General features: G+C 30.4%; 12 protein-coding genes. 5 read left to right on the top strand and 7 right to left on the bottom strand.

Going from position 1 to position 19,675, the window contains the following annotated elements:
- Window positions 1-11: 11 nt before the first annotated feature.
- From VJY38_RS05775 to VJY38_RS05760, 4 genes are all read right to left on the bottom strand, one after another.
- Window positions 12-2,558 (bottom strand): glycoside hydrolase family 9 protein, encoded by a 2,547-nt coding sequence (locus VJY38_RS05775; RefSeq protein WP_353679723.1) that lies wholly within the window; start codon window positions 2,556-2,558, stop codon window positions 12-14.
- 93 nt (window positions 2,559-2,651) lie between these two features.
- Window positions 2,652-4,409, bottom strand: coding sequence for a peptidylprolyl isomerase (locus VJY38_RS05770; protein WP_353679722.1), 1,758 nt, complete (start codon window positions 4,407-4,409; stop codon window positions 2,652-2,654).
- Window positions 4,410-4,516: 107 nt separating this feature from the next.
- Window positions 4,517-6,253: a T9SS type A sorting domain-containing protein gene (locus tag VJY38_RS05765; protein WP_353679721.1), complete on the bottom strand. Its 1,737-nt coding sequence runs from the start codon at window positions 6,251-6,253 to the stop codon at window positions 4,517-4,519.
- Between the two features lie 102 nt (window positions 6,254-6,355).
- Window positions 6,356-9,355 (bottom strand): TonB-dependent receptor, encoded by a 3,000-nt coding sequence (locus VJY38_RS05760; RefSeq protein ID WP_353679720.1) that lies wholly within the window; start codon window positions 9,353-9,355, stop codon window positions 6,356-6,358.
- Window positions 9,356-9,811: 456 nt separating this feature from the next.
- Between VJY38_RS05760 and VJY38_RS05755 the strand changes: the two genes are divergently transcribed.
- Both VJY38_RS05755 and VJY38_RS05750 read left to right on the top strand, forming a co-directional pair.
- On the top strand, window positions 9,812-10,786 hold the full coding sequence (locus tag VJY38_RS05755) for an asparaginase (RefSeq protein ID WP_353679719.1): 975 nt from the start codon (window positions 9,812-9,814) through the stop codon (window positions 10,784-10,786).
- 1 nt (window position 10,787) lies between these two features.
- Complete coding sequence (locus VJY38_RS05750) at window positions 10,788-11,300, top strand: hypothetical protein (RefSeq protein WP_353679718.1); 513 nt, start codon at window positions 10,788-10,790, stop codon at window positions 11,298-11,300.
- A 15-nt stretch (window positions 11,301-11,315) separates the two neighbouring features.
- On the opposite strand, the gene VJY38_RS05745 is transcribed toward VJY38_RS05750, so the two are convergent.
- Window positions 11,316-12,614 carry a sodium:proton antiporter gene (locus VJY38_RS05745; RefSeq protein ID WP_353679717.1) on the bottom strand — a complete coding sequence of 433 codons (1,299 nt, stop codon included), beginning with the start codon at window positions 12,612-12,614 and terminating at the stop codon, window positions 11,316-11,318.
- Window positions 12,615-12,805: 191 nt separating this feature from the next.
- Here VJY38_RS05745 and VJY38_RS05740 point away from each other — a divergent pair, with 191 nt between their 5' ends.
- Together VJY38_RS05740 and VJY38_RS05735 are read left to right on the top strand one after the other, a co-directional pair.
- Entirely contained in the window at window positions 12,806-13,990 is a 1,185-nt protein-coding gene (locus tag VJY38_RS05740; RefSeq protein WP_353679716.1) for a PP2C family protein-serine/threonine phosphatase, read from the top strand.
- Between the two features lie 11 nt (window positions 13,991-14,001).
- Entirely contained in the window at window positions 14,002-16,029 is a 2,028-nt protein-coding gene (locus tag VJY38_RS05735) for a chloride channel protein (protein WP_353679715.1), read from the top strand.
- Between the two features lie 5 nt (window positions 16,030-16,034).
- Here the strand turns inward: VJY38_RS05735 and VJY38_RS05730 are convergent, their stop codons facing one another.
- Window positions 16,035-16,913, bottom strand: a complete 879-nt coding sequence (locus tag VJY38_RS05730) for a DMT family transporter (RefSeq protein WP_353679714.1) — start codon at window positions 16,911-16,913, stop codon at window positions 16,035-16,037.
- A 54-nt stretch (window positions 16,914-16,967) separates the two neighbouring features.
- On the bottom strand, window positions 16,968-18,080 hold the full coding sequence (locus VJY38_RS05725) for a VIT1/CCC1 transporter family protein (RefSeq protein WP_353679713.1): 1,113 nt from the start codon (window positions 18,078-18,080) through the stop codon (window positions 16,968-16,970).
- Window positions 18,081-18,248: 168 nt separating this feature from the next.
- Between VJY38_RS05725 and VJY38_RS05720 the strand changes: the two genes are divergently transcribed.
- Window positions 18,249-19,643 (top strand): aminopeptidase P family protein, encoded by a 1,395-nt coding sequence (locus VJY38_RS05720; protein WP_353679712.1) that lies wholly within the window; start codon window positions 18,249-18,251, stop codon window positions 19,641-19,643.
- The last annotated feature ends 32 nt before the right edge of the window (window positions 19,644-19,675 follow it).

The raw sequence follows: 19,675 nt of genomic DNA, 5'->3' as shown, positions 1-19,675 counted from the left end.
TAAGAATTTTATTAAAGAGAATTAACCAGATTATTTACAGCATTCGAAAGAAATATATAAGCTGCACAAATATTAATAACATATTCATTTTCACCCCATAAGAAGGGCCAATCTTCTTTATTTTCTGGAAAATCTGGTTTTAGAATGAGTAATCCTGGAACAACACCTCCAGCAATAAAACTAAAATCTGCTCTATTACCGCCATAAGCAATTTTTTTAGATTGAACTCCCACACCAGATACAAATGAAATATTGGAATATGGATGACAACCAAGAATATAGTTCAAACCACGGAATACATATTCAGGATCAATTATTTCAGGATAATGTTTGTTAAGGTAATAATTGGTAATTGCCTGATTAATAATTACACTATTAGCTCCCCAGCCTCTTGTTTGTAATGGAACTCCAAAAGGATTATTTTCTAATAATTTGTCCATAATACTTTTATATTTTTCAACATATGATTTTAATTTGGTTTTATATTCTTTATCAAAATATGGAACTGCTTTTATTGCAATTGACATATTCCAGGCAATTGTAGAATCGTTTAAAGCATCCCAGATTTTGTTAATGAAATATTTTTTGTAAGATTCATCGTTGGTGGATTTAAATAATTCGAGTGCTGCTAAAAGTTCTGTACTTGTACCTCGTCGTTCTTCCCAGATGTTTAATTTTCTTGGTCCTTCTAATTGTTCTTTTTTCCAGGCTTTAATTGCTTCAGTTAATGCTTCTTCTGCAAGGTCTTTATTATAATCTTTTAATGCTCTATAAGATGCTGCAAGTGCAGCAGAAGCATAATAATTTAACCAGGTAACTCTATTGGTAAAAACCCATCTATCATCCATAGTGCCACTTGATTTTCCATCTGTCTCATATGGTTTTAAGGAAGGATTATATGGTAGATTATCTGTAACAGTTGAAGCGTCACCAAGATGATGATATTGATGAAGATTTCCAACAATAATTCCTCTAACTGCATGTCCAATATATTTTTGCTGAGCTACAAGCTGGAGTGTTCCATGTTCAATTTGTTGAATAATATCAGGTATACCATCAGGTCTATGTATATCAACATATCTTTGTTTTTGATCTATGTAAGTCTGATCATAATTCAACTTAAATTGTTCCCATGTATCAACAAAATTTAAAATCACATCGCAATGTGAACCAGTTTGAATATCAAAATCACCTGCATCAAACCAGCCTCCAACAGCTAAGCCAGGAATACGTTCATAAGGTTTGTATTTTGTGTCTGTTGTAGATTCCATTTTGTATCCATCAAAATGAATATGATTTGGTGGTGCCTGCAAAGCATCATCTTTATATGGAACACCATGCCATACTCTATAAGCTTCGTTTACAAACATATGATCCATTTGAACCGGGAACCAGATACCAAGCGTTTGCTGCCATATATTTTCATATGCATGTTTACTTATCATAAATGGTTTTGTTTTTTGAGTTTCATATTCTATTATAAATAAACCAGTATCTGTTATTGAACTAAAATCAAAAATTCCATATTTGTATCTGAGAAAAATTCCCCATTGAACGATATTGCCTGTAAATATTTTTTTAGTTTCTCCATCGGGATATAGCTTGTAGAGTGTAGCATCATTTTTAAAGGTATCATTTTTGTCTAATTCAATAATAGCAAGTTTCTTTTGTGCTGGATGATATCCTACTTGTGAATATGCAATATTTGGTTGACGAACCCAGTTGTTAATTGTAGATGCTTTTATAATCCATTCAACAACTTTTCCTGTTTTATTTTCTGGAATTAAACTACGCACAACAAACCATCCATTCTGTGCAACATTACGTCCATCAAATAACATAATATCATTCATTAAAGAATTAATTTGAATTCGTCTTTCGGGATCTTCTGGTGCAAGAATTATTGTTTTTCCAACTGCAATAGGTTCTGGATCAACGTATTCATTTCGACCTCTATCATCAAAAGTATTATGGTTGGCAAACTGGGGAATTTTATCTGTATTTGGTTTTACTTTTACAGGTCCAGAAGGATATAAAGGAAACACACCTGGTTTACCATCAATTAAATATGTTTTTTCAAAATAAGCTGAAGGTAGAAATTCTAAATTAAAACCAGCATGACCAACGAGTTCAGCAGGCAAAGGTTTTTCTAAGAATACACTTATAATAATTCCATCTTCTTTACCTGTTACTGTTACATTTGAAATAAAATTATATTTATCATATTCAAGTTTGACTGTTATGCTATTATTTTCTTTATCAACTTTTTTATCAATCAGCATTGGAACCAGATCCCATTGTTCTGGTGTATGTCTTAATCTTACTGCTCCTCCGGTTGCTGTTCTTACACCATGATGAATAAATTCAATCCCTGCAGTTTTTTCATCAAAGAAGAAACCATTGTATTGATTATTGAAAACAAAAACATCAAATCCACGAGATTCAAAATATTCAAGATCATTAAGCTTTAATTTCTGGCAATAATTATTTACAGATAATCCTATCATTATAATTATAAAGAATATTGTTCTAAAAATTTTGAATTCTCTTTCTAACATTTTGCCTCCTTAATTAGATATGCTTGGATTATGCGTTTAAGTATTATTTTAAAAAACAGGTATGAAAAACAGGTTTTATATCTCCAGGAAATTTTAATTTAAAACAATACCAATTTCAGAAAGCTTCTTTTTTAATGATTCATAATAAATTTCAACACCATACCTGGTTGTTAGGTTATTTAATATTTCTTTAGAGATTTTATCTCTATAGAATTTAATAAAATCGTCTTTAATATTTTTCTTAACATCATCATAAAGTAATTGTTTTTCTTCTCTTTTATGAACACATTTTATTAGTGCAAATTTTTTACTTGAATCCGAACTTTCATATTTAATTGGTCCTGCTATTTCATCTTGATTCAATTTAAATGCTATACTTGCTAATGATGTGTCTTGATCTAAATGGTCTGCTTTGATTGAGCCATCTTTTTGACGAATAAATCTTTTTACGAAAATTCTATTATCTAATTTTTCAAATGGGATACCTTTTGAATATTTCTTTTTCAAACTATCAATTTTAATTGTGTCGCTTGCAAATGCAACATAGATGTTAACTTTTGCTAATTGATAATACAGAGAATCTTTATTTTCTTCATAGAACATTTTTAAATTTTTTTCATCTGGTTCTGGTATTTGTTTCTCGATAATTTCAGAATCATATAGTTTGGCTATTTCATCTACCAGTATTTGACTTTTAGTGAATGGATTAAATACATCGTTAAACATTCCCAGTTTGCGAGCTTTATTGGCAATAGCTTCAATTTTAAGGGCTTCGAGAATAAAATTTTTAATATCCTGTTCTTTTATAATTGTGGAACGCCCCAATATTAAAACTTCATCAAGTAGTTGAAGATATTTTTTCAAATCGACTTTGTATCGAGAAGATGAAAGTATTCTAAAGTTCTTACCTTTTGATAATGCATTTTGAATAGTATCTTTATACAAGCCATCATAAAAGCCAGGTATTTTAGACCAGGTCACTAATTTATTTAATGCACTCTGATTCCATTTAATTGATTTTTCATCTATTAATTTTGATTGTTCATTTTCAAAATCTTTTATACTTGAATACGAAAAAGCAGTTTTAAGTGTGCTTTTTATATCATCAATAACTTTTTCGAGAGGTTCAACATCTGTATATTCAACATCAATAATTTTAATTACATAAAATGATTGACTATCTTCAAGAACTCGTATAGCTCCTTTGGGAAGATTAAATATTATATTATAGATCGGTGATAATAAATTTTTCTTCCAATCTGCTTTTAATGTTGATCCAATAGTTAAGGTATCGTCAGAAAAAATTTTAGCTAAAGCTGTAAAATCTTTTCCTTCTTCTGCTTGTTTTTTTAAATTCATTGCCAGTGATTTAATTGAGTCAATAATTGCTTCTCTTAAGTCGAGACCTTTATGTAATAATATTTGCTGGAAATAGACAGTGCGACCCATACTTTGATAAACTTTCTGTATGTTAGATTCAGTTACATATTTTTCTGAATAATATTTTTCATAATATTCATTGTATAATTCTTCGTTTAATATTCTGTTTAGTTTACTTACCAGAGTTTTATTTTTATCGAGCCCGCGTTCAAAAAAGTCGATTACTTTTAGTCTTTTATTAATTATCTGTTCAAGTGCTGGTAGATAGCCCTTTGATTTTTCTTTCAAATAAATTTTGTGATAAAAATTTTCGTATACATAATTTTTAAGGTCAGAGAAACTGATGGTATAATTACTTCCAATTTTAGCAATTATTTCAGAATTATTTTTATCTTCTGCAAGAAGAGAAGAGAATAAAAATAAAACGAGAATTAATGATTTTAAGGGGCAAGAGAATTTATTTTTAATCATTATTGTTAATCCCGAGAATATTAAAAAGTTAGAAATATATCTTTTAAAAAACCAGACGGAGCAAAAAATTGCTCCGTCTGATAATAATTAATATTACAACCAGAATATTATTTCATAAGAACCATTTTCTTTGAAATACTCTGACCATTGAAATTAACATTATAAATATAAACTCCACTTGATAAATCTGAAGCATCAAAATTAACTACATTATAACCAGCTGTTCTAAATCCGTTTAGTAATGTTTTTACTTCCTGACCCATTACGTTATAAATTTTTACTACAACATTACCGGATTGTGGCAATTCAAAAGAGATTGTAGTGGATGGGTTAAATGGATTAGGATAGTTTTGATATACATAGAAATTAGTTGGTACTACATCACTCTTAACATCTGTGGGCAATTGACCTTTGTTCAAAGCATCTTTTAGAGCTGCTATTTCAGCATCTCTTTGTGCTAACCATTGAGCTTTTTTCTCAGGGAACCAGTTTAAATCTCCAAGTGGGAAACCACCCAAACCAGCTTTTAACAAAGTTGAATTTTTGTATGAAAGATTAACAGGGATTGGCCAATCAGAAACATGTGGAAATTCAGCTTCGCTATAAACCTTTCTCCATAAATTCAATACAGCTGTACTATTGGTTGTATCAACAGTATTTAAAACAAATTCTCTAATATGGGCTTTCATTTCATCACTGAACAGATCTTGTGGATCTGTAAATTGTGGATCTTCAGAATACCAGTTTCCTTCAACAAGGTATGGATATTTTTGATTGTCGTCGAACATGGCCTGAGTACGTGAATTCATTTTGATCATTTGGGAGAACCACTGATCAGTATTATTTGTTTTTCTTTCTTTAAGAACCTGATGCATATCTGCAAAATAACTATCCCAGTAAGCATTATTATTTGTAACCAGAATTTTTCTATCTACCTGTTCATAATCTGGTGGTAAATCTCTGACGTTGATAAGTCCAGTTGGTAACAAATCCAGATCAGTTTCACTTAAATCTAATGATGGGCAATATGGTTGCATATTGCTATTAACAAAAATATTATTAGCAACAATCATGTTACTTACATAACCCTGATTTTCAAATACTGGGCCGGCACAATTAACAAAAGTATTATGATTAAAGAATAATTCCTTAATTGGATAATTTCTGAATTTATATAACATTCCCTGTGCCATTACATGAGTACTATTTTCAACCCAGATTACATCAGTGTTATGTTCAACATTATCATAAACGCCACCATTTCTTCTGCAGGGTTGTCCACTCATGTTTACAAAGTAGCAATCTTTGATATAGAGTTTTGTACCTTCAACTTGATTTGAAGCAACGAAGACCCATCTTGTACGTTCGAACAAACAATTTTCGAGAGTAACGGTACTGCCAGCTTTTGAACCCCAGAAGAAAGTCCAACCAAGGTTATTTGCTGCAGAAGCAGGTACCATATTAACATTTTTAACAGTAACATCACCGCCATAATTTATACCGCCAGTATTTGTACCTGAGCCACAAATTACAGGTGGATGTGAATCAGGATCATTGTTATTTACAAGACGTCTGCTATCTTCACCTACAATAACAGTATGAATTTTATCGCTTGTGGTCGGATTACTTGCAAGGCTATAAACCTCATTTTTTTTCAAAAGATATACTCTTCCATTTGTTGCTAATGTATCATAAACAATTGCTCCATAAAGAGTGTTGTCTCCAGGTTTAACAACAGCAGTATCTCCTCTAAATTCTTCAATATAATCGCTTAAATATTGTGCCATTAAACTATTAGCACAAAAGATTAAAGCCAATAAAAGAGTAAATGAAAGGTTCCTCATGGTTACCTCCTATTTATTAATTTAGTGAATTAATTATGTGTAACATAAATTGAGATAAAATATTTATTGCATATAATACCTCCATAATTGAGTTGTTAGTAATTAAAGACTGTATCTTAGTACAATTTCATAAAATGTAGGATAATAACTTGTTGAAACCAGATTTGAAATTATTTCTGTCTGGTTTGGTCTTCTAAAATCTCTATATGTTTTTATTGGTTTGCGGAATAAATTCACTCCATTGAAGAAAATACTGAATCCTTTAATAGGAAGTTTTTGTTGTAAAGTTAGATCCCATCTGTGAATAGTGCCAGTTAATTGATCTTCTTCAGGTCTTACACCAACATATGAAGTTACAGCATCTTTTAAGTTGTAAGAAATTCTTCCTGAGAAATCCTTATAGTCTATCCCAATTGCAATATTGAGAATGTGATCGGCTTGATGAAGCAATCTGCCTGAATAAACTCTTGATTTTGTAAGATAATAATGACGTTGTCTAATACCTGAACCAGCAACCGAGTCAATATTTTCGATAACTTGATAATCCATTTTAGACCAGGTTCTTGTGTAGTTTATATTTAGTACCAGAGAATTAAATGGTTTTGGCAGGTACCAGAAATTTGTTTGCCATTCTATTTCAAATCCACGAAGATAACCTGGGTTTGGATTATTTACATAAGATGTAACTAATTGAGATCTATTAGGAGCTTGAAGTTTCAAAGCATTCCATAGTGCTGAATCTGGGAACCATACGTTCCATGATTTAATATTTTGATAATAAAATTGTGTCTGGAAGAAAACATCTTTTAATTTTTTATAAAATCCGGTAACTGTTAACAAACCCAGTTTATTACTATAGAAATACATAGCTAAATCGTAATTTGTTGTTACAGTAGGTTTAAGATTAGGATTACCGGCCGAAGCTCCTCCACCTGGTTCATAATAAATATTGGGCAAGAGAGCTAAGTAATCAGGTCTTGAGATTGATTTTGAATAAGCAGCTCTTAAATCAGCCCAATCAGTAATTTTATAGCGTAGTTGTAAATTTGGGAATATATTTTCTTCGTTACGATTAGCATTGTTTAAGGTATCGTAAAGAACTCCATCACCATCAACAGCATGTGTTACATAGAAAAAGTTAGCTTTGTAATTCCTATTAAAGTGTTCGTATCTTGCACCTAATATTACATTGAATTTTGAACCAATACTAAATTCACCCATTATGTAGCTTGCTTTAAAAGTTTCTTTTCCTTCAAAATCATCTCTTTCGGATTTTGCACGATGTCTTGATTTTAACCAGCCACTTACAGATTTAGGCAAAAACGAATCCATAAGTTTTTTATCTATTGCGTATTCAAAGTCGTAAGTACCATCAAGAAAATAATCGCCTCTTTTGTAATCATAATTTCTAATATCGGCAAACATTAGAGGAGAGGAATTGCTAATAACTTTATTAGTGAAGAAATTGCTTACAGCATTATAAAAATCAGGATCACCTACTCGATGATAACTTTCTTCAACATTATTATTTCTTTTAGAAAAGTCATACTTTCCACCCAATTTAATTGTACCAGAAATAGCCTGAGTAATACTAATGGGGTAGGATAAATCAAGTTTAGCAGTATACAAATTCTGCTTGAATGCTTCAGAACGCATACCAGCCCATCCATAAATTGGGCTACGTTTCCAGGCATCGGGATCAAGTTGAATTTTATAAACATCGTCCGGTGTCATGTAATCACGTTCACGTACATAAGTTACATAAACCATATTACCATTTTCATACTTTACGAATGGTTGTCCTTTAGATTCACGGAAACCGAATTCCAGTCCAGGGTCGCCATATCTTATATCTGTATTTTTATCCGAGTAAGAATGTGATAAACTTAATTCTGTTTTAAATTTTCCAAAGTTATATTCTGCTTGAAGTGCATTAATAAGTAATTCTTTATTATGTTTATCGCGATTCAGAGTGTAGAATAAGCTGTTTTCGGCAAAATCAAATTCAGTTCTATATCTTGCCATGTCATTTACTGTATGTGCTAAAGTATTTTGTAAAAAGATTTTTCCATTTGGTAGTTTGTAATCAATAACAACACTACCACCAGTATTTGTAACAATATTTTCTTCGTCAGAAAAAGCAAAATCTAACATTCTATATTCAGCTAATCCATAACCCATAGTATCAACACCCTTCTGATATCCTGCGTTTGTTATATCTCCACCAGCGTTTACTCTATCAATATTTCCTTGAACGAAGATGCCTAATTTATTATTAAAAAATCTGTTGCTTGCACTTACCCAGAATTTATAATTATCGTTTGGTAATGTTCTATCTTGACTATTATATGTTCCTTGTGAAAGTACATCGAAATGAAAGTTTTCAGGTGCTTCCATAATTCTTAAGTTTACCACACCACCAATTGCATTTGCATCCATATCTGGTGTTAGTACTTTAATTACCTCTATACCAGAAAGCATATTTGATGAAATAAAACCAAGATTAACTGAACGATCATTCATATCAGTTGATGGTAATTGGATTCCATTCATTAATATTACATTTTGTTTTGCCTGTATGCCTCTTACTACAATTTTATCTCCATCCATTAACGACATACCTGGTAAACGGCTTAATGCTGCAGCAGCACTTTCATCTGGTAATTCTCTAATTCTTTCTGCAGAAACTACATTCTTAATAGTGTTTGATGATAATTGTTTGTTTATAGCATCACGTTGCCCTCTTGCCTGTGCAGTTACAACTACTTCAAGTTCTATTGCTACTTGTTGTTCTAAGGGAATATCCTGTAAATCAATTATTTTTGTACCAACATCAATCTCAATAACTTTTGTTTTGTAACCGATATATGAAATTTTTATTACTCTTTTACCAGTAGGTACATTATGAATTACAAACTTTCCATCATAGTCTGTTGCTGCACCAAGACTTGTGTTAACAATTACAACATTTGCACCTACTAATGGTTCTTTTGTATTACTGTCTATTACTTTTCCTTTGATACTTCCGGAACCCTGTGCTAAAATTAATTGTGAAGTGAAAAAGATTAGTAAGTAGAAAGATTTGTAAAAATTTGACTTCATGGCTCCCCCTTATAACTATTTTCGATTTATTTTCATTAAAAAAGTATAAAGAAATTAAAAAAGGGACTACTTAAACCAATTCATTATATATAAAAACGGTTTAATTAGTATAATATCGATAACAATATAAATTTATAAACTTTTTTTGTCAAGAAAATTATTTTCATTAAAGAGGAGTTCTGATGGCATTTGTGAGTGAGTTATTAAGTATGCTTTTATATAAGAAGTATGAGTTAATGGTGTTTTTTATTATGCTAATAAAAATTTAATATTTTGATAACATTAGAAATGAATCTTATTAAAGTAATAAAATTTATGTTTTTCATAAGAGTTTTGATATTTTTTGTTATATCATATTGTGTTTTAATATCAAAAAAATTTTTATGAAAGATTATCTCATAATTACAGTACAAGTTTTTTAATTAAGTGTAACTTAAAATTATTTTGAGAGGATTAATGAAAAATATATTAATTGTATTTACCGGTGGTACTTTTTCAATGAAAATTGATGAACACACAAAAGCTGCAGTTCCTTTCTTTCATGGGAATGAAATTATGCAACTAATTCCCGAAGCAAAAAATCTTGCAAATATTTCGATTTATGAATTTGGTAATTATCCAGGTCCCCACATGACTCCGCAATTGATGTTTGAGCTATCAAAAAAAATTAAAGAGTTAGTTAATAATCCAGCAATAGATGGAATAATTGTTACTCACGGAACAGATACTCTTGAAGAAACAGCTTACTTTCTGGATTTAGTGGTTAAGACAGAAAAACCAATTGTTGTGATTGGAGCAATGAAAACAAGTTCTGAACCAGACTGGGATGGCCCACAAAATTTAATTGATGCGATTCATATTATTAATAATCCAAATAGCAGAGGCATGGGAGTTTTAGTATGCCTTAATGGAGAAATTAATGCTGCAAGTGAAGTAACAAAAACTCATACAGAAGATGTAGAAACATTTAGAAGTCTCGATTTTGGTGCTCTGGGATTTGTTGATAAAGGGAGAGTATTTTTTAATCGAATGCCAAGAAAGCTTGAAAAATTTGAAGTTGATGAAATTAATCCTAATGTTGATTTAATTAAAGTTTATGCTGGCATGGATGAAAAATTTTTCCGATTCTCTGCCGATAGTGGTGTTGATGGGATTGTTATTGAAGCTATGGGAGTAGGTAATGTTCCACCTAAGGCATTTGAGGGAATAAAATATGCAGTAGAAAAAAATATTCCTGTAGTTCTTGTTTCAAGATGTCCTGCTGGCGAAACACTTGATATTTATGGTTATCAGGGAGCTGGTAAATGGTTAAAACAAATTGGAGTTATTTTTGCGGAATATTTGAATGGACAGAAAGCAAGAATAAAATTAATTGTATGTCTGGGAATAACTCGAGATATTAATCAATTAAGAAAAATGTTTGAAGATTAGTTTGAAGATCAATTTTAAAAAATGGATTAGTTCTATTTTGTTAATTCCAATCGTTGTTTATCTAATAAATAATGGTGGAAAATTTATATTTATTGATTACATAAATTTATTAATCCACGAAGGAGGGCACGGCATATTTAAATTATTTGGTAAATTCATTTATACTCTTGGTGGAACAATTACACAGATTTTAATTCCTTTAATGTTTGTAGTTTATTATTTGAAAGTTAACAATACTGTTATTGCACAAATCTTTTTAATCTGGCTGGGCGAAAATTTTTTAAACATCAGCGCATATGCTTCAGATGCAAGATTAATGAGATTACCATTATTGGGTGGTAAAAAAGTTTATCATGATTGGAATTATATTCTGAACGAAACAGGAATTATTAATTATGATCATATCGTGGGTGATATATTTTATTATCTTGGATTAATAACTTTTTTACTTGCACTAATTTTACCAGCAATAAAGAGAGACTACAAACAAATAAATCTTGATATGAAATTGTAGTCTCTCTTTTTTTAATTATATGAATAATAATTGAATTATTATAAAAATTGGTAATAGAACTATTAAAGAGAACTTGTACATATAAGCAAAGAAGCTTGGCATTTTAATGTTATTTTCTTCTGCAACTGCTTTAACCATGAAGTTTGGACCATTTCCTATGTAAGTCATACTACCAAAAAAGACTGCACCTGTAGAAATTGCTTTTAATAATTCTTCTGGAATTCCAGCAACAAGATTACCAGTATTAATTCCTAAACCTAAAGCTAAAGAATGAAATGTAACTGCTGTTGGAGTATTGTCAAGGAAACTACTTAATAATCCAGTATAATAATAAAACTGATGTGGCAGTGTAACACCTAAAGTATGTGCATTTACTTCAAGATAAAGTAAACATGGAACCATTGTTATAAATATTCCAAAGAACAAATAAGCAACTTCTTTAATTGGTTCCCATGTAAAGTTGTTTGATTGTCTTACAAGTTTTGGTGTAAATAAAAGAGAAAGGATAGCCATAGCAGCAATTGCAGCTTCACGAATGAATTTATAGTATTCATTCTTTTCAATAAAATGTAAATATTGTTCATTCAGGAAAGCAACAGATAAAACAACACCTGCAAGCCACAAAAAGTTAATTTTTCCTTCTAACTTTATTGGACGAATATTTGTTCTATCAAGTTGAATGGAAGAAATGGGTTCCTTTTTATAATAATATGAATCAACTATAAAATAAATTAATAGAAGAAGTGCATTAGTAATAAACCATTCAGGGAATAATTTAAAGAACCAGGTAAAATGTGCACCGCGTAAATACATCATAAATAAAGGTGGATCTCCAAGTGGTGTTAATAAACCACCACAATTAGCAATAATACCAATGAAAAATAAAATGGTGTGCACTTTAAATTGTCTTTCTTTATTTGTTTGAATGACAGGACGAATTAAAAGCATTGCAGCACCTGTTGTTCCCATAAATGATGCAAGCACTGCACCAATTCCTAAAAATAATGTGTTTACAGAAGGCTTTGCCTGAATATCGCCCGATAAATATATTCCTCCTGTTATTGTAAAAAGGGAACCAAGAAGAATTATAAATGGCACATAATCAAAAACCATCGTTTCGTATAAGTGGTCACTTAAATTTGCTGCTAAAAGATAAATAGCTGCAGGAAAGCTGAGTATAATTGCAACAATTAATTTGTTAGAATTTTTTTCCCAGAAGTGATTCCAGAATAAAGGGAATATTGCAATTGATAATAACATCAAAACGAATGGGAGTAAACTTAATAATGGGATTGAAATACTTTGTGTTTCCATCTTTTCTCACAATATTAATTTAAAATTCCTGCAAAACTAAAATTTATTAAGAAATGAATCAATCCAGATGAAATAATTTAATCTAAGAGTGCTATTTACCTTCAACTTTAACTTAAGCCATAAATTTTATTAAAATAAGTTTATTATCTTTTGTAAATTTATATTATAAATTAATTTAATCTTTGAAAGATATGCTCGATCCAAAAATATTTCATAGAAAGCTGGATTCTCTCCTTTCGAAAATTGGACAGGAAAAATCTGGTAAAGATTTTCTCTTTTCAATTGTTGATGAACTCGAAAGAACATTTGGCCAGGATTTACATATTGGCAACGGTAGAATTTATGAAGAAAGAGAAAACGAATTCGTTTTAATATCTTCAAATAAAAATCATCCTGAAAAAATTCCTGTTGATTCAAATGCTATTCAGGTATTACTAAAATCAAAGACGTATATTTTTGATAATCCAGAATTAACGATCGATAAAACTGTTGGACAAAATGGAGAATACAGAATTCCAGCAGCAATTACTGTTAAAAGTAAAGACCAGCGATGGATTTTTATTTTTGATTTAATGAGCGGCTGGATACGTGAAGAAATTGAATTGTGCTTGAATGCAGTAAGAACTGTTCTATCATATAGATTAACTTCTGAAGCTGTAAAAAATGAAATGGAACAGGCTGCTCAAATTCAACAAAGCTTATTGCCGCTCAATGCTCCTGAATTTGAAGGACTAACTGTTGCAGGAAGATCAATTCCTGCAGAGATGGTCGGTGGTGATTTATATGATTACTTTAATTTTGATGACGAAGTTTTTGGTGTATGTATTGGCGATGCAAGTGGTCATGGATTACCTGCTGCATTATTAGCTCGCGATGTTGTTACTGGACTTAGAATGGGACTCGAAAAACATCTTAAAATGGTTTATACATTTAAAAAATTAAATAATGTTATTTATCGCAGTGTATACTCAACAAGTTTTATTTCTCTATTTTATGCAGAAATTGAAAAAAATGGAAATATACTTTATGTAAATGCTGGTCACCCAGCACCATTATTATACGATGGCAAAGAATTTATAGAGCTTGATTCTACCGGATTAATCTTTGGTGCTTTACCAGAAATTAATATACAACGCGGACATGCTTTCATGAAACCCGGAAGCTTACTTGTTCTTTTTAGTGATGGAATTACTGAAAGAAAAAATGGAAATAAAAATGATTTTGATGTCTCTGGATTAAAGAAAATTATTCAAGAACATTTCGATAAAACACCAGATCAATTATTGGATATAGTTTTTGATACACTTTATGTTTATGGCGGCGGAAGAAATTGGGACGACGATGCAACGTTGATAATTATTAGAAAGGAAAAGTAAAAGGAATAAGATTGTTTTTTAATAAAAAACTTTCCCGGAAAATTTTTTCATACTCAATCAAGCACGAGTTCACATTAAATATTTTATATTCAATTGTTACTGGATTAATAGTTGGCTTAGCCGCTGTTTTGTTCCACAATTCAATTGAGTTCTTCAATGAACTCTTTTTTAAACAAACTGCAAATGGTTTATATTTCCTTGGTACTTATGCTGTTATTTTTATTCCAGCAGTGGGAATGTTAATTCAAAGTATAATGATTTTATTAGCCCCGGATTATGCAAACAAACGAGGGGTTACAGAAGTTATTAAAGCAGTTGCTCTTAGTAATAGAATCCCATTCAGAACAACAATATTTCATTTTATAGCTCCAGTTATTAGTATTGGCTCTGGAAATACAGTTGGGCCCGAAGGACCAGCAGCTCGTCTGGGAGGAGGAATTGCTAATAAGTTAGCATTTTTATTTAAACTTCCGGATAATAAAAAACGAGTTCTTACTGCAGCTGGAGCTGGTGCTGCTATCTCCGCTATCTTCAATACACCTATTGGAGGAATCTTCTTTGCCCTTGAAATTATTTTATTAAATGAATTTTCTACTTCCAGCTTTCCTACTTTAATTCTTTCATCAATAACTGCAAGTGCTGTATCAAGATCTTTTTTAGGAAATAAATCTGTTTTTATTTTTCATAGTCCAGAAGTAGGTAATTATCTTCAACTTTATCATTATGCTTTGCTTGGAATATTTGCAGGCATTGTTTCTTTTGCATTTGTTACTTATTCAGATTTATTAAATAAATTTTTCCAGATAAAATTTATTAAGAAAATTCCACAGTGGGTTTTAATGACATCTATTGGATTAATTGTAGGTATAAGTGGTTATTTCTATAAATATATTTTTGGAATTGGTTACAACGGAATTAATCAAATTCTTTCGAATTCATTGGCATGGCAAGTAGTTTTTATTTTGTTGATCTTAAAATTTATGCTGGTTCCTATGGTACTGAACTCAGGTGGTTTTGGTGGTATTTTTGCTCCTTCGTTATTTATTGGTGCCTGTCTTGGTTATTTGTATGGAATTTCTACGCATACCTTATTTGGAAATAATATTGATATAACAGCATTTGTGTTAGTTGGAATGGGAGCTGTACTTGGAGGAATTAATTTTATACCTATTTCTGCCATCTTAATAATTTTTGAAATGACAAAAGATTATTCATTTATACTTCCATTAATGCTTGCAGTTGTAACAAGCACAATGTTTGTTCAACTTACGTTAAAAAAATCTATACACGAGAGATACCTTGAACAACAGGGTTATCGAATTGCACAAAGAAAAGAAATAAATATCGATTTTATACCTGTTAAATATGCAATGAAAAAAGATATAGATGTTATTCATGAAAATACACCGCTAACAGTTTTAATCAAGAAATTAGTGGAAAGTAATCATAATGTTTTTTATATAGTTAATAATTCTGGGAAAATTAATGGATACATATCTCTATCGAACTTAAGAGAATTGTTTACTTCGTATGAAAGTATTAAGGATATTCTTGTTGCAAAAGATATTGCTTCGAATAATATCACTATAATCAAAGAAGATGATACATTAGAAACTGTTATTAGATTATTTGAAATTACTGAAATTGATGAATTTCCAGTTGTTTCTTCTGATGGTGAAAAAATACTTGGTACAATTAGTAGAAATGATGTTATTTCTTTATACAATAAAGAAAGCTTAAAAACAGAATTAATTGAGCAACTCTCGTTCAATCTCATTAAACTGGAAAAAGCAAAAAGAGTAAAAATATTTGAAGGATATTCAATAATAGAAAAAAATGTTCCTAAAGATTTAGTCGGGAAATCACTCTTGCAACTTGAATTCAGAAAAAATTTTGATCTGGAAGTTTTAATGATAAAAAAATCATCAACAGATAAGGAAAATGTAATATTCCCTAATTCAAATTATGTTATTGAAAAAGGGGATAGCCTTATTTTATTTGGTAAAGATGAAAATATTGATAAAGTAGAAAACTGGTAAGAAGATTAATTCTGTTTTATTTGTTGAATTAATATCCCACCAACAATAAGAACAAGTCCCAGTACAGATGAAGCAAATAATTTTTCGCCAAGTACTAATGAGATAAATATTAATGAAATGAATGGAGAAAGATAAGCAAGTGTTGCGGTATGGGCTTTATTTTCGCTTAATGATAATGCTTTCAACCACAAAAAGAATGTGATGCCCATTTCAAAAAATCCAATATAGACTGCTCCTAAGAAATAATTTAATTGAATATTAAAGTCCGCATCAAAAAGAAAAACATAGAATGCAATTAAAATAGTACCAAATAAAAATGATCCAAAAAGTTTTTCTGATGGTTCTCTATTGTCGAGTAGATTGAGTATCCAGAATAATCCCCAAACTACAGAACTTCCTATAGCAAGTGAAACTCCAAGTAAATTATGAAAATGTAGACTGAAAATATTTCCTCTTGTTGCAATTGTTATTACACCCATGAAAGCTATAATTAAACCAATTATTGTTCTTGCAGTAAGTTTATTTTTAAGAAAAAGAACAGAAAAAATCGAAATTACAATAGGCCATGTGTAATTTAATGGAAGTGCTTCCTGTGCAGGTAAAATTGAATATGCTTTGAATAATATTAAATAATAAAGAAAGGGATTAATTATTCCCAGAGTTAAGTTATTTTTGAAATCTTTACCTCTGAGTATCAATAATATATTTTTTTGAGAATTTAATAACATAAAAACAAAAAAAATGATTGTACTTGTAAAAGAAGAAATTAAAAGAAGATGAGAAACACTCAATCCTTTCAAAGTAAGTTTGAAAGCAGTTGCCGATGTTGACCATAATATAATTGATGCGATGGCGAACAAAAGTGATTTTAATTTGTTGTTCATCTTTATCTAAATTTATTTTGAGCTTGAAAAATAGTTATTACGTCTTTGTGGTCATTACAAAAATAATTTTAAGACCAGATCACCAATAATATATCCAATTGCAGCAACTCCAAATCCAACTATAAACATATCAAAACCACTTCGGAAAATACCTCTACCTGTGAAGAAACTTCTTGCTGCCCCAACAGCAAAATGAGACAACATTGAAATAGCAAATGAACTCCAGATTGCAATTGATCCATCAAAAAGGAAAAATGGGAAGATTGGTATTAGTGCCCCAATTGCAGTTGCTAATCCTGTAACCCAGCCTTCGGTTAAGGGACTAATATTTCGTTCAGCCAATCCAAGTTCTTCGTGCATTTTATCTTCAAGTGCTTGTTGTGGATTTTGCATAATTTCTTTAGCTCTTTGCAATGCTTCAGTTTTTTCAATTCCTTTTGATTCATAAATTAATGCGAGTTCTTCAATTTCAAGTTCTGGCATCAATTTAATTTCTTCAGCTTCCATTGCTTTTTCATGTTCGTATACTTCTTTTTCACTTACTGCTGCAAGATAACCAGATGAGCCCATCGAAAGTGCATCTGCAATCATTCCTGCTATACCTGAAATCAATATTATATGCTGCTGAGCAGAAGCACCAATTACGCCGGCTATCAATCCAAAATTTGCTGTTAATCCATCATTAAATCCATAAACTATATTTCGAAGTAATCCTCCAGATTCAGCTGCATGCCATGGTTCTGCTTGCTTCTCCAGTGAAGTCATTAACGATTTTGCGTGTAATGCTGAATCTTTGGCTAACTTTAATGCTATGTCTTTTGTTTGAGAAGAATCGGAGTTTTTATAAAGATTTAGATATGATTTTACTTCTGATGATTCTTCCATTAACATCAATCTGCTTAAAAAAGTAGAACCATATTTTTTGCTGAACTTACTTAATAACCTGGCTTTTATTGTTGGTTTTAATTCATCAATGGGAATAGAATTTCTTTTAAAATGTTCTAACCAAACATTTATATGTTTTTCCTCTATTAAAGCTAACTTTTGGTAAAGAGATTTTTTGATTTCATCTTCTACTATTTCTGATAAAGTTTTATACAGAAATTCAGCATCAATTTCTTCCTGCAATCTTTTCTTCCATAATGCTTTTGTTTTTTTATCAATCATAATTGCTGTTGGTTATTAATCTCAAGAATTGAATTACAAAATAATTAAAAAAATTATCGGGTGCTAAATTGATTAATAAATTTACATAAAGAATTAGAAATAAACTTTTTGTTAAAAATTTATTTTTTATTTTGCTAAAAGAATTAAAAATATTATAAAGAGGATAAAATGTTTTCACCAAAGATTTATAAAGAAAGAAGAAATGAACTAAAAAAGAAAATTAAAAGTGGTCTAATTCTTTTTTTGGGTAATGATGAATCACCAATGAATTATACAGATAATACCTACAGATTCAGACAGGATAGTACATTTCTATATTACTTCGGGATTGACGAGCCAAACTTTGCAGCTATTATTGATATAGACGAAAACAAAGAATTGATTTTTGGGAATGATTTTACAATAGATGAAATAATTTGGATGGGTCCACAAAAAACAGTTAAACAAAAAGCCTCAAGATGTGGAGTTAAACAGACTTATAGTATGAGTGAGTTGGAAAATATTTTGAAAAACGCACTATCAAAAGGAAGAAAAATTCATTTCATTCCGCAATATCGACATAGTAATATGATTAAGTTACAAATATTACTGGGAATTGATGCTACAAGAATAAATGATTATGCATCTCCTGAATTAATTAAAGCAGTAGCCGAACAGCGTGCTGTTAAATCAAGAGAGGAAATAGAAGAAATAGAAAAAGCAATTTCAATTGCATATGAAATGCAGGTATCGGCTATGAGATTTACAAAACCAGGAATGATTGAGAAAGAAATAGCTGGTTTTATTGAAGGAATAGCAATTTCAATGGGAAATGGTTTGTCTTTTCCAGTTATTTTTTCGAAGCATGGCGAAACTCTTCATAATCATTATTATGGAAATAAATTAAAAGCTGGAGATATTGTTGTAAATGATAGTGGTGCAGAAAGTTTTTTACATTATGCAAGTGATATTACAAGAACTTTTCCTGTAAGTGGTAAATTTTCTCAGATACAAAAAGAAATTTATGAAATAGTTTTACTTGCACAGTTAACAGCTATAAAATCCATTAAACCGGGAGTTAGTTATAAAGATATCCACTTGAAAGCTTCAACAGTAATTGCAGAAGGCTTAAAAGCACTTGGATTAATGAAAGGTGATATTAAAGAAGCTGTAAAACAAGGAGCTCATGCTCTTTTCTTTCCACATGGACTCGGTCATCTACTTGGTCTTGATGTTCATGATCTTGAAAATTTTGGTGAAAATAATTTTGGCTACGATAATAAAATAAAACGAAGCTCTCAATTTGGACTAAAATCGCTTCGTTATGCAAAAGCTCTGGTACCGGGAATTGTAATTACAGTAGAACCCGGTATTTATTTTATTCCACAATTAATTGAAAAATGGGAAGCAGAAAAAAAGTTCGAAGAATTTATAAATTATCAGAGACTGAATTTATATAAAAATTTCGGTGGAATACGAATCGAAGATGATATTTTAGTTACAAACAATGGAAGTAGAATACTTGGAAAACCTATTCCAAAATCAATCGAAGAAATTGAAGAGGTAGCTTCAAACAAAATTTGATTTTAAAATTTAAACTGTTGCAATTCTCTACT

Source organism: Rosettibacter firmus, from assembly GCF_036860695.1.
In the GTDB taxonomy this organism is placed as follows: domain Bacteria; phylum Bacteroidota; class Ignavibacteria; order Ignavibacteriales; family Melioribacteraceae; genus Rosettibacter; species Rosettibacter firmus.
Note: the sequence above shows the minus strand (reverse complement) of the source record. Positions and strands in the feature narration are given on the sequence as shown.